General features: G+C 61.6%; 9 protein-coding genes. All 9 read left to right on the forward strand.

What is annotated here, in order from left to right; all coding sequences use genetic code 11:
• The first annotated feature begins 367 nt into the window (after positions 1-367).
• The 9 genes from EGO55_RS16140 to EGO55_RS16180 are packed head-to-tail and all read left to right on the forward strand — an operon-like array spanning position 368 to position 13235.
• On the forward strand, positions 368-1651 hold the full coding sequence (locus tag EGO55_RS16140; RefSeq protein WP_021688340.1) for a nucleotide sugar dehydrogenase: 1284 nt from the start codon (positions 368-370) through the stop codon (positions 1649-1651).
• Positions 1652-1671: 20 nt separating this feature from the next.
• Entirely contained in the window at positions 1672-4143 is a 2472-nt protein-coding gene (locus EGO55_RS16145) for a hypothetical protein (protein ID WP_021688339.1), read from the forward strand.
• Between the two features lie 3 nt (positions 4144-4146).
• Positions 4147-6243, forward strand: a complete 2097-nt coding sequence (locus tag EGO55_RS16150; protein ID WP_021688338.1) for a glycosyltransferase — start codon at positions 4147-4149, stop codon at positions 6241-6243.
• Entirely contained in the window at positions 6243-7301 is a 1059-nt protein-coding gene (locus EGO55_RS16155) for a polysaccharide biosynthesis/export family protein (RefSeq protein ID WP_021688337.1), read from the forward strand. The genes EGO55_RS16150 and EGO55_RS16155 overlap by 1 nt, the downstream gene beginning before the upstream one ends.
• Entirely contained in the window at positions 7298-8098 is an 801-nt protein-coding gene (locus EGO55_RS16160; RefSeq protein WP_021688336.1) for an ABC transporter permease, read from the forward strand. Before EGO55_RS16155 ends, EGO55_RS16160 begins: the two co-directional genes overlap by 4 nt.
• 8 nt (positions 8099-8106) lie before the next feature.
• Positions 8107-8805, forward strand: a complete 699-nt coding sequence (locus EGO55_RS16165) for an ATP-binding cassette domain-containing protein (protein ID WP_021688335.1) — start codon at positions 8107-8109, stop codon at positions 8803-8805.
• Positions 8806-8828: 23 nt separating this feature from the next.
• Positions 8829-10160, forward strand: a complete 1332-nt coding sequence (locus EGO55_RS16170; protein WP_124916810.1) for a KpsE/RkpR family capsule polysaccharide export protein — start codon at positions 8829-8831, stop codon at positions 10158-10160.
• Between the two features lie 4 nt (positions 10161-10164).
• Positions 10165-12027 carry a tetratricopeptide repeat protein gene (locus EGO55_RS16175; RefSeq protein WP_021688333.1) on the forward strand — a complete coding sequence of 621 codons (1863 nt, stop codon included), beginning with the start codon at positions 10165-10167 and terminating at the stop codon, positions 12025-12027.
• 8 nt (positions 12028-12035) lie between these two features.
• A complete protein-coding gene (locus tag EGO55_RS16180) occupies positions 12036-13235 on the forward strand; it encodes a pectate lyase family protein (protein ID WP_161566049.1) in 1200 nt (399 codons plus the stop codon).
• The last annotated feature ends 35 nt before the right edge of the window (positions 13236-13270 follow it).

Raw genomic sequence — 13270 nt, forward strand, 5'->3', positions numbered from 1 at the left:
GAACGCATCACGGGCACAGAATATCGCAATGTAGGAGATTTGATGAAATTGGGGTGATAGCGAAAATGAACAGTATATATCTCACCATATCCGATGAGATAAATTCAAAATATATGGGTTTAGCAAATAATATGATTCAATGAATCAGAATAGACTTAAGGATGAGTCTAATAATTCTAAATTATGGTATATGTATATTATTATACATTCCATAATATAGGAATTTTATATCAAAAATCCGTGGTGATTCTTTATGAGAATCATTAAATTATAACCACACAGAATAATATGTCTTATTTTTGATCCATCGGGTCACGCTTTGTGCTGCCTTTGGCGCAAGTGTGCGTCCCCAACCGCTTGAGGTTTTATGAGTCTGGATGTTCGAATTGGTGTCATCGGTCTGGGTTATGTCGGTTTGCCCGTTGCGATCTCGCTCGCCCGCAAATTTCCGGTGATCGGTTTCGATGTCGATCCGCGGCGTATTTCCACATTGCGTGAATGCGACGACTGGACAGGTGAAATCGACGCGGCGGAACTGCAGCGTTCCACCTTGTTGTTTGCAGACGGCACCGAAGATCTCGCGGATTGCAATTTCTTCGTCGTGGCGGTGCCGACGCCGGTGGACGATAGCAAGAGCCCCGATTTCAGCCTGCTGCGCAGTGCCTGCCAGACGATCGGGCCCATCATGCAGCCCGGCAGCATCGTGGTGTTCGAATCGACGGTTTACCCGGGGGCAACGGAAGAAATCTGTGGGCCGGAACTGGAACGGGTCAGCGGATTGCAGTGCGGGAAGGATTTCAAGCTCGCCTACAGTCCGGAACGGATCAATCCCGGCGATAAGGAGCGTTCGCTGGAGCAGATCGTCAAGATCGTGTCGGGCCAGGATGATGAAACGCTCGACACGGTTGCCAGCGTTTACGGTTCAATCATCGAGGCCGGTATCCATCGGGCGTCTTCCATCAAGGTGGCCGAAGCCGCCAAGGTGCTCGAGAATACCCAGCGCGACATCAACATCGCCCTGATGAACGAGACGTCAAAAATCTGTGATCTGATCGGTATTCCCACGTCAGACGTGCTCAAGGCGGCGGGGACCAAATGGAATTTCCTCAAATTCACGCCGGGGCTGGTCGGTGGCCACTGCATCGGGGTGGACCCTTACTACCTCACCTCCAAGGCGGCGCAGCTCGGTTATCATCCCGAAGTGATCCTGGCCGGGCGGCGGATCAACGATTCCATGCCTTCCTATGTGGTCAACCGTATCCTGCGGATGCTGGCGCAGCGCGATATCCCCATAAGCCGCGCAAAAGTCGGTATTTTCGGAATTACCTTCAAGGAAAATGTGCCCGATATCCGCAATTCCAAAGTCGCCGATCTTTACCAGACGATGATCGAATATGGCATTCAGCCGCAGGTTTGCGATCCCTTTGCCGATCCTGAGGAAACGCTGCGCGAATATGGCATCGCGCTGGAGCCAAGCGATGAGTGGAGCGATTTTGACGCGGTCGTGTTTGCTGTGCCGCACAAGCCGTTCCTCGATGACATCGGCAATCTGGTGCAGCGTGCAACCCGCGCGGGATCGTGCGTCATCGACCTGCGTTCGATGGTCCACCGGCCCGACCTGCCCCACGACCTGTCCTACTGGGCATTGTGACCGAAGGAGGGATTGCGACGATGCAGAATTTCACTATCGCCCCCGTCGGCACCTGCCGGATTCACACCCCCCTGCGGCGTGGGGCAACCCGTCACCCCTATGACGTGACGTTGAACCGGAACTACGGTTTTGTGCATACCAGCCGGGAAGTGATCCAGCAGCTTGATGTTCTGTGTGGTGCGCCGCCCGTCGAAGAACCCTTGCGACCGCTGGTCTACCGGCCAAACACAACCGATGCGTTCTTCGAAAAGAAGGCTGTTCCGGCGGACTTCTATTTTATCGAGATTTCATCGTCCAAGCATGTTTCTCTCGATAATGCGCCGATCCAGCTCAATTACGCGATCCGATACTTTGGCGATTTTTTTGCCGACCGCCAGACTGCGCGCCGTTTCTGGTCGCTGGGCAAGGAAGAACAGGCGGCAGAGCGGCTGGATTGGCTCAAGGGCCATCGGCAATTCCAGAAGCTGAACAAGCCGGATCAGGAATTGCTGGCGCATATTCGCGTCCGCGAACTGACCGAGGCGGACATCGCGCGGGATATCGCCGATGTGGTGGAACGGGTCGGGCGCGACAAGGCGGTGATTGTCACCCATGTCAACGCACACACGCCCGATGACCTGCCGATCGCATCGCGCAGGCGCCTGATCGATGCCGTGCACAAGGGTGCGGCGGCCGTGAATGCACAACTCTACGATCCGACACCGGCCATGCTCAAATTCGGCCAGATTCGTGCCATGGAAAACGATGGTCTGGACCTGACGCATTTCACCTTGCCCTTTGCCGATACGCTGGCCGACGAATGGTTCAGCGCGTTTGTGGCGCCGCACGTTACCGTCGATGATGGTGTGCAGGGCGTTGCCGAAACGACGGCGGACGAGAGCGCGGTCGATATCGGTTCCTTGCGTGCCTTGCTGGATGACGGGCGCATTGCGGAAGCGTCGTCTGGCGTCCGTGCCGCGATCCGCACAGGCAAGTACCCGCCCGATTGCCACCGGCTGCTGGGGCTGATCCAGCACCAGTTGGGCGACTATGAAGGGGCGATCGAAAATCTGGAATTTGTGCGCGGCGAACATGGCGCGACAGAGGAAGACGATGCCTTGCTGCTGCAGTCCTATTACAGCCTCGGCAATCATACGGCGGCGCTGGCATATGGCGGATCGCTGATGTCGGACGAACGGGAAACACCCGAAATCCTCAGAACCAGCGCAAAATCGGCTGAGGCCCTGGGGGATGAGGGCAGGGCGCTGACTTACTGGAAGCGGTTGTTCCAGCGTGAAGCCGATGACGCCGCAGCCTCTGCCGTTCTCGCCATACTCGAGAAGCGCGGCGATGACGTGGAAGTTATCGATTGGGCGGATCAGGTTCTGCAGCATTTGCCGGAACATGTTGGCAGTGTGCTTGCCAAATGGGCGGTGGGCGTGCGGCAGCGCAGCATAGGCTATCTGCTGCAAGTCGCATCGCATTCGCGCCGGCTTGACGATGCTACGGCGCTGCGGCTGGCGCAGGAAAGCATTGCGGCCGGGCTGGCATCGCCTGCCGCGGCGCTGATTGCTCCGCGCGTCGCTTACATCAAGTCCGATCCGGCGATTGTCGGTTGGGTGGGCGAGCAGGCGACAAAATGGCGCGAGCGCGGTCTGGAAGCGCTCGAACAGCGCGATCTGGCGGCGGCGACCGATCTGATACAGGCCAGCTATCGCGTGACCCCTGATCAGGGGGCGTCAATCCGCGCCAAACGTGCGCTGGAACAGACCCTGCGTCGCGAGGTTCGCCAGGCCTTCCTCGCCAAGGACCATGCGCGGGTGATGGAATTGACCGACGTGGCGATTGATACCGCCACCGATTTTCCGGAGATCGACAGCTTTGTCGGCCGGGCTGCTGCGGAACTGGGCGATCTCGACAGGGCCTTGCTCCATCTGAAAAAGGCTGCGGAGGCAGACCCGTCCTCCGCCCCGCAAATTCAGCTCGCCCGGGTGGCGGTGCAGGCCTCCGATTATCTTGAAGCGCTGCGTGCCTACAATGCCGTTGTCAGCGACAGCAACGCGCTCGATTGGGCGAAGGACGAAGCCAGCCGGAAACTGGTGAAGCTGCTGTCACCCGCCATTCGCGCCAGCCGGGAAAGTATCGAGGCGGGCCGGGTCGACTACGCCTGGGCCTTGCTCGATGAAGCGGGCCGCTATGCGCAGAATGCGGAACGCGTCCGCCGTGAACGCGATCGGATCTATCGGCAGCTGCGCAAGGAATTGAAAGCGGTCGATGCGACCGATATCGCCTTGCGCCATGCCGCCGCTGAGATTGTTTTGCGGATTGCGCCCGAAGATCCGGTTGCGCTGCGGATAGGCGCCAGTTCAGCCATGCGCCTGCATCGCTTCAAGGAAGCCCGCGCGATGTGGGATAGCCTGTTGCGGGTGGGCGGCGATGATCCGAAAATCCGGTCGGCGATTGCCAAATGCGATCTCTGGATCGCGCGGGCGAAAAGCAAGAAAGCGGCCTGATCCATGCGATCCAGACAGAACGCCCTGCAGCAATTGCCGTTGCAGGATGACAGCGCGCTCGCGGATGAAGGGGCGCCCAAGGCCAAACGCGCACGCAAACGTGTGGGCAAGAAGGTGGAGCAGGCACAGCCTGCCCCCCGGGACGCGGACGTCATCGATCTCGCGGTGAAGCGGCAGCGGGCGCTGGTGAAACAGTTGCTGGATGCGGCGCGCAACACCGCGGCGGCGCGGGCCCTGCTGCCCGAAGCACTGGGCGAAGCGGAAGAGTTTCCCGATGACCCCACCACGCGCTGCTACATTCTGCAGATGCGGGAACGGGCAGGGGAATCCGAAGGGATTTCGGCAGCATGGGAAACGCTGTTCCGCGAACAGCCCGATGACAGGATCATCCTCCAGTTCCATATGCGGCGGCTGGTTCGCGACAAGCAGCAGGACAAGGCTCTGGCCTTGCTCGAGGAACGCATTCCGACGCCGGGCAGGAACTATACCGAATGCCTGACCAGGGCTGAATTGCTGGATACGATCCAGGCATTCGATGTGTCGGATGCGGCATTTGCCTATGCTGTTGAACGCTATGACAAGCGCGAAGCGCGGATTTCGTGGGCCAAGCGCCTGATCAAACGCGGGCGGTTTGAAGATGCGGGTCTGCTGCTGGAGCCTTTGGTCGGCAGTTTGTCCGCGGGCAGCAAAGCGGAAGAACTGGCGGAAAAGATCGCCGTGATGCGCGGGTTGTTCCGCAATTACGAAAAACAGGAAGACCTCGCCGGTGTGGATTTCCGGCTTCTGGCGATGAAGCACGCGGTCCTGGCCCACCGTGAACGGGTGGTGCCCGAACGTACGGACGGGCCGTTGCGCATTGTCATGGTGACGGGAAGCCTGGGCGCGGGCGGGGCGGAACGCCAGCTCAGCACGCTGGCGCGCATGATGCGCAAACGCGCGGATGATCCTGCGCACGGGATTGGCCGGGTCGAGGTTCTGGTGAAGGAACATCATCCGGGGCGGCGGGGCGATTTCTTTCTGCCCGATCTGCTGGCTGCGCAAGTTCCGGTGAAGCAGGCCAACGACCTGCAGCCGATTGCACCGCGCAAGCAGTTCACGCTCGATGAAGACCTGATGCGCATGCTCGATAACCTGCCTTCGCAGGTCCACTATGGCGTGGTGCGGATGACGCCGCTGTTTCGCGAAATGCGGCCCGATGTCGTCAGCCTGTGGCAGGATGGCGCGTGTCTTTATGGTGCACTGGCGGCCTTGCTGGCCGGGGTGCCCCGTATCCAGCTGGTGTTTCGTGGGTTGCCGCCGAATATCCGGTCCAAACGCCTCAAGCCCGAATACGAAGTGCTGTTCAAGGCACTGGCGCATATTCCGGGCGTGGAATTCATGAGCAACAGCCATGCTGCGGCGAAAGCCTATGCCGAATGGCTGGGGCTGCCTGAAGATCGCATCACCGTGCTGTGGAATGCCGTGCCGGCATTGGCGCGGGACGGTGCGCCTGAAGATCGGGAAACGTGGGAACGGTTCGCGGCGGAAACCTGCGATGCCGAAGAAACGATTGGCGGGGTGTTCCGGTTTGAGCCGGACAAGCGGCCGCTGGTCTGGATCAGGATGGCGGCACAGTATCTCAGGCAACGCCCCAAGGCGCGGTTTGTCATCGTTGGCGCTGGCCAGCTGATGAATGAAGCCAAAGCACTGGCGGAAGCGCAGGGGCTGGGCGGTCGGCTGTTATTCGCCGGGACATCAAACGCGGTCGGTTACTGGTACGAAAAGATGGATGTGAAAGTGTTGTTGTCACGGTTCGAAGGCCTGCCCAACGTGCTGATCGAGGCGCAGCAATTCGGCACGCCGGTGGTGTCGACGCCAGCAGGCGGCGCCGCCGAATGTTTTGTCGAAGGGGAAAGCGGCCACATACTCGACTGTGCGGCGAACCCGTCGCTCGATCTGGCCTGCGAAAAGATCGGCGCATTGGTTGATCGCCGTCGTCTGGACAACGGCCTCTCGCATGCCGCGCGGGTGATGGCGCAGCAGTTCGATGTCGACACGATCCTCGATCGGTTTGTGGCGCTGTGCCGCGATGGGGCCACGGTCACGGAGCGTGCGGCCTGATGTCTGTCCGGTTTCCGATTGTGCTGGCGATGCTGATTGGCGTTGCCGGATGCACGGTTCCGCGAGGCGGCGCCATGAAGAGCGAACTGGCAAGCGCCAGCCAGTCCGAAAACTTCGTCGTGCGCAGGCTCGATGCGGCTGCGGTGGAGCGCAGCCGCCAATCGATGGCTGTGGGTCTGCCCGACACGTTCAAGTCTGCGACACCGCTTGCAACGGGGATGATTTCGCCGGGCGACCGGTTGGCGCTGACCATTATCGAAAGCACCGGCAGTGGTGCCCCGTCTGCCATTAACGGACGGCTGGACATTGATCCGGTACAAGTGGGAACGGGGGGTGAACTGACCGTGCCCTATGCCGGTTCGGTACCCGTTGCCGGCAAATCGGTGGAGGAATCGCGCCAGCTCATTCAACGCAGGCTGGCGAATAAACTCTATCGGCCGCAAGTCCTGTTGCGGAAGGTTGATGAACCCTCACGGACGGTTTCGATAGTCGGCAATGCGGCCAAGGGCGGCAGTTTCCAGATCGGCCCGGGGATGGTGCGTCTGGCCGATCTTGTCGGCGCGGCGGGCGTGGAGGCGGATCGTCCTGATCAGATCCAGCTAGAACTGCATCGCAGTGGGGAGCGTGGAACAACCACGCTGCGCCAGATTTTGCAGGATTCATCCGAAAACGTGCCGCTGAGGCCGGGCGATCTGGTTACGGTGACCCGGCAGGCCGGCTTTGTCACAGTGATGGGGGCGGCGTCCGTTCCAGGCCGCGTGGAAATAACCCGCCCCAACTTTTCCATTCTCGATGTGCTGGCGACATCGCGGGGCCTCGATGACAATGCCGCCGATCCTTCGGGCGTGTTCCTGTTCACCAGGGCGGATCAGGGCGGTACCCCGACCGTGATCTATGAAATCGATATCCGCGATCCGATGCAGATCCAACTCGCCAAGGATTTCCGGATTTCCGACAACGATCTGATCTATGTGTCGACCGCATCCTTCGCCCAGACGCGCAAGGTGCTCGGTGCGATAACGGGATCGCTCACCACCGCATCGAATCTGGTCCGATGACCCTGGCACTGACCAGCAGGCGTGTGCCCCGCGCCAGTCATGTCGGCGCGGTAATCGCGCGCGAGATCGGGTCGCGTTTTACCGGTGACCCGCTCGGATATGGCTGGGCCTATCTCACGCCGCTGGCGTGGATTGCGGTGATCTATGTGGTCTTCGTCGTTCTTGGCCGGACAACCCCGCTCGATGCCGATGTGGGCAGTTTCATCCTGTCGGGGATCATGCCCTATCTCGCCTTCCGCTATCAGGTGAGTTCGGTGCTGCGGGCGAAAAGCACATATCGCGCAGTGATGACCCTGCCGTCGGTCACGCCCGAAACGGTCTACTTTTCGATCGTTGTTCTCGAGTATTACAACAGCCTGATCATCTATCTGGTGCTGTTGCTTCTAAACTATCTGCTGTTCGGCCATGTCTATCTGGACGATCCCTTGCGCGTGCTGTGGGGATTTACCCTGGCATCGGCGACAGGGGCAGCGCTGGGTTATGCCCTGGCGGGGGTCAATGCCAGCGCATCCACCCTGTTGCGCATTTCCGCCACAGCCTTGCGCCCGCTGTTCTATCTTTCGGCGGTCTTCTACACGGCGGACGAACTGCCGCAGAGCTGGCTCGACTGGCTAAGCTGGAATCCTCTGCTTCATGCGGTCGAAATCGTGCGTTCGGGTTCTTTCGGGGATTACGCATCGCGGGTGGCAAGCAGTCTGGTGCCCCTGACATTCATCGTCCTGTGCCTGCTGGGCGGCTGGTTGCTCTCGACCCGCGCCTCGGCTGTCGCGCCCTCCGACCAGCCTTACACGGAATAGGAGAGGCCATGTACGGGTTCTTCGGATGCACGCGGCTGTATGGATCGACGGAATTCGTCCGGCGCGTGCTTGTCGATGCGACATATGGTTTCGCGGCGGATGATCGCGTTGCCGTACTGGCCCCGGCGGGAAGCGGCAAAAGCACTTTGGTCCGTCTGCTGGGCGGCCTTGATCGACCCGATCGCGGAACGGTTCTGCGGCCGCCGGGTGTGTCGTGGCCGCTTGGCTTCTCCGGAGCCTTTCACCCTGCGCTCAGCGGAGAGGAAAACGTGCGCCTGCTGGCACGGATGATGGATGCCGATCCTGACCGGGTGAGCGCGTTCGTCACCCTGTTTTCCGAACTGGGGGACGATTTCTATCGGCCCTTGCAGAACTATTCCAGCGGGATGCGCGGGCGTCTGGGCTTCGCATTTTCCATGGCCATTCCCCAGCGCTTCTATCTGGCGGACGAGGCTGTGGGACTGGGCGACGAACAGTTTCGCATGAAATGCGAACGCATGTTGCTGCGTCGGCTGGAGAATGCCGGCCTGTTTCTGGCGACAAGGAATTTCCGCATCGCGGAGCGGTTCGCAGAACGGTTTGCGGTTCTGGAAAACCACCGGATCGTGCGCTGCGGTTCTTTTGATGAAGCGCGCGAACGCTTCGCCCGGATCGAACAACAGGAAGACGATCTGGACGTGCTCGTCGCGGGGCTCAGCCGGGCCTGAACGGCCCTATGGGAATTGAACAGATGGCCAATGAAGATCGCATCCGCAAATGGCGCCAGACCAAGGCTGCCGACCTGGCGACCAAAGTGCGCGAAAGCGGTGCGGATACACAGGCGCAGGCCGATCTGCGCATCCCCACGCGCAGGGAAGAACAACTCGCCGACGAGGAGCAGCGGCGCGCTGACATTGCGGACAGCCGGTTGCCCACTGACGAACAGATTGAACGCGAAGTGTCTGCGGAATCGTTTCGCCGGTGGCTGCAGGCGAAAAAATGGCGCCGCCATCTCGTGCTGTTTGTCGGGCTGCCGCTGCTGCTCGTGGCGCTATACGGCCTGCTCTTTACGCCTTCGACTTATTCCGCGCGGGCCAGCTTTGTCATCATGACTGCCGGTGCGAAAGGCGATGGCATGCCCTCGGTCGGCATGTTCGGCGGGGCAGGTGCATCGGAAGGACTGACCGACGCCTACCGCATTCGCGAGTATCTCCTGTCGCGCGAAGCGATGCAGGCGATGGAGAAGCGCTATGGGTTCCTGACGCATTTCAGCAAGGGCACATATGATCCGCTCCAGCGTCCGCTGAACCTGCCTGCACTCGGGCTTGACCCGCACAGTTTTTATCAACGCAAGGTGGCGATCTCGGTCGATATCCGGGAAGGGATTGCCCGCGTTTCGGTTGATGCGCTGGCACCGGCCGATGCGCAGCGGTTCGCCGCAGGGTTGCTCGCCCTGGCGCGCGAGCGCACGCAGAAGATTTCCGACCAGTTGAACGAAGACCAGTTTCGCGCCTTGCAGAACGATGTGCTGAAAGCCGAAGGCGAACTGAACGCGGCATCCGCCCGGGTTGCCGCCGTGCAGCGGCAGACAGCCGAACTCGATCCACAACTCAGCGCTGCCACGATCAATCAGTTGATCAGCGATCTCGAGGTGCGGCTGGCCGAAGCGCAGGCCGAACGCAACAGCATCACTGCCAGTGGTCTGACCGAAAGCCCGTTGCTGCCACGTCTCAATGCCCGCATTGCGGCACTGGACAAACAGATCGCGGCGCAGCGGGAGAAGCTGGTGGGCGGCAATGCGCGCACCGTGCAGAAATCCGCCGCCGCGCTCGAAACCGCGACCACCAAGCGGCAACTGGCCCAGACCAGCCTTGAATCGATCATGCGCACGTTCGAGCAGGCGAAGCTGAGCAGCATCGAAAGCCGCCGCTATCTGGTGGTGGTTTCCGCGCCGGTTCTTCCCGAAGAAGTCAGGGCTTCGCGCCTGCTCAATTTGCTGCTGATCACGGGGCTGGCGGCGCTGTTGCTCTGGGGGCTGATCTCCACCTTGCGCAGCAGCCGTTATCTGCGAAGCGCGGGATAGATCGATGGCTGCGAAATACAGGGAACCGACGTTCGGGGAAGGGCTGCCTGCGCTCGAAGCTTTGATCCGGCAATGCGATGCTGGGCAATGTGAAGCGGCCATGGCCCTGACTGACGCGGCACTGGCAGACCCGCAAAGTGCCAGATTTGTCAGGCGGGCGCTTGTGCCCGTCTTGCGCACGGGCAGGCATTATGCCGAACTGGCCCATGTCCTGCGCCTGTATCTGCGCGCGGTGCCGGGTACGGCATCGGACAGGCTGCTGCTGGCCGCAACGCTCGGGCAACTGGGCGAGACGGCTGAGGCAGCGGCCATACTGGATGATTTGGGGGCAAGCCTGCCCGGCGATCCGGCCGTTGCGGCCGCGCGCATCCAGTGGGCGCTCAAGGGGAAGCAGGTCGCGCAGGCCGCCGAGATCGCGGTGACGTTTCCGCAATGGGATAGCGTGCCTGCCCGCGCGGCGCATCTCGGGATGCTGGCGCTCATGCGCGGGGGCCTGCCGCAACAGGCGCTGGACTTGCTGGCGGCCTGTTCCGAAGAGAGCAACGGCACACTGACGGCGGCTGCGGTCGAGGCGCATCAGATGTTGGGCAACGCAGCGGAAGCCGATCGCCTTGCCCGCCGTGCGATCAGTCAGGGGCAGGGGAGCGTGGCGTTACACTATCAACTCGGTTCCAGCGCCAGCAGCAAGGGACAGTATGATCGGGCCGTCACCCACTTCACCGAAGGGCTTGCCGTGGCACCGGACGATGTCCGTATTCTGGCGGCATTGAGCGAGATCCTGTTGATGCAGGGGCGGCCTGCCGCAGCGCTCATCCATCTTGCGCGGGTACTGCAACTGGCCCCCGATCTTGTTCATGCCCGCGCGCTTTATGCCCGTGGGCTGAAGGCGACGCGCGCCTATGATCAGGCGGCGCGTGAATGGTACGACATTGTCGCCCGGCAGCCGGATAACCCGCAATGGCGGCGCGAGGCGGCATCGGTTCTCAATCTTGCAGGCCGGCACGAAGAAGCGCGGCAATTGTTTGGCGGCCTGTTGCGCGACCGTGCGGCGACGTTGCCGGAAGATTTTGAAAGCGGGCTGGCGCAATTGTGGGACCGGGCCGATGACACCGCGCTGCCGCCCGAACGTCTGGAATGGGCCTGGCGGATGCGTGACCCCGCCATGAATCTGCCGCGCGAGGATTGGACCCGTCGCGCAGGCTGGGGTTATCTTGCGGATCGTTTTGTGTTCGATTGGCTGGAATGCAGCCCGGAACGTGCGGAGCAAGCCATGTATCGTCTGGCCGATCTGGGCGATCACGCAGACGAACTGGCGGCCAGCGCCCGGGACAGCGGGGGGCTGATTATCGCGACCGCGCACATTGGCCCGATGTTCGCTGCACCGCTGGCGTTGCAACTGCTCGATTTCGAATCCGTCTGGCTGGCGTCCAGCCCTTCGATGCCGGGCATGGCCTATACGGATTCCCTGATTTCGACGAGCGACCAGACCGATGCGCAAGTCGTCCGCCGGGCGATGAGCGCGTTGGAAAGCGGGAAAGCGGTGGGGCTGGCCGTCGATGGCGCCATGCATCTTGCCGCACCGCGTGTCGCATTCGAAGGGCAGGAAGTGACCTACTCCTCGTTCGCCGCGCGTCTGGCGCACAGGAAGCGGGCGTGTTCGTATTTCGCGGCACCGCAGTGGGACGATGGGCGGTTGACGTTTCATCTCGCGCGGCTGCCTTTTGCGGAAGATGACGAGGCCATCGATGCCTTCACGGAACGGTGGAAACAGGCCTATTTTGTGCAGTTGCGGGCACTTCTTGCGGGCGCGCCCGAGAACCTGCGGCTGAGCGGCGGGATATGGCGCCACGTCAGGATGCCGCAATGATGCGCCGCATGATGTTTGCCCCTGCGCTGGCGTTGGCCACGACACCGCTATCCGGCTCCGTCAGCGCGCCATGGCCCGTGGCGGCGGCGGCCGCGGGCGCCACGGCGGCAGCGCAGGCGCGCTGTGCGGCGGAAGGGACAGTAGTGCAGGGCGGGAAGGTCATGGACGCCCGCATCTATCGCGCGATGACTGGCTTTGCCGCGCAAGGCGGTACGACCGGCGGACTGGGCCGCACGCGGTTTGTGGTGACCCGGGCTGACGATCCGCAAGGCAAGGGTGCGCCTGGCACCTTGCGCGACGCGGCGGCACGAGCCGCTGCGGCGGGTGGCGGCTGGATTGCCTTCGCCCCTGCATTGGCAGGCAAGACGATCACTTTGACAGCGCCCTTGCGGCTTGGTTCCAATATCACGGTGGACGGCGGCTGCGCTGCGCCCATGGTGACCGGGCAATTTCGCGGTTCGCTGGTCTATCTGGCTGGCAGCCGCAACGTGGTGATGACGCGGCTGTCGCTGCAGCATGCGGGGCCAGGCACGCAGGGCGATTGCATCACGGTCAGCCATGGTGCGGATCGTATATGGCTGGCCTATATGCGCTTGCGGCAGTGTCATGACGGGTTGATCGATGTCACGCGGGATGGAAATCCCGGAGCCATGCGGGTGACGATTTCCAACAACCAGTTTCTCGACCATGACAAGGCGATGCTGATTGTCGGAGGGCCGGTCGGCCCTTCCTGCGCGCTGTCGTCAAATCCGGTTCAGGTCACGGTTTATCGCAACATGTTCCTGCGCACCGGGCAACGGCACCCCCGGGTCAGCGGCGATGCCTTTGTTGACCTTGCCCAGAATGTTGTCGCGTTTTCCCCGCGCCAGCGGGCCGGGGGGCAAACGGGCGGCGCATACGGCACACTGGCGACGAATGGTGCCCGCGTGCTCATCGATGGGACGGCGTATGTCCCACCGGCGGGAAAGAAGCACTATCGTATCGCCTCGAACCGCGCGGGTAACGAGGATAAAGCATCGGATGCGCGGTGCAGCCAAGGCGAACTGGAGTGGGAAGGCAGCCGCCCCGCCGGGCAGGCCATTACGGCCGCCACAGGCCCCGCAAAGCTGGCGCGGATGCGGCCCTATCGCTTGCCCGATCTCGGAACCCGTGCCGCCCCGGCGATGATCCGCGATCTGGAAACCAGAACCGGCCCTTCCGGCATCTGAAAATCAGCCCATGATGGTGTTGCCGGACAGACACA

This window comes from Caenibius tardaugens NBRC 16725 (assembly GCF_003860345.1).
Classification (GTDB): Bacteria; Pseudomonadota; Alphaproteobacteria; order Sphingomonadales; family Sphingomonadaceae; genus Caenibius; species Caenibius tardaugens.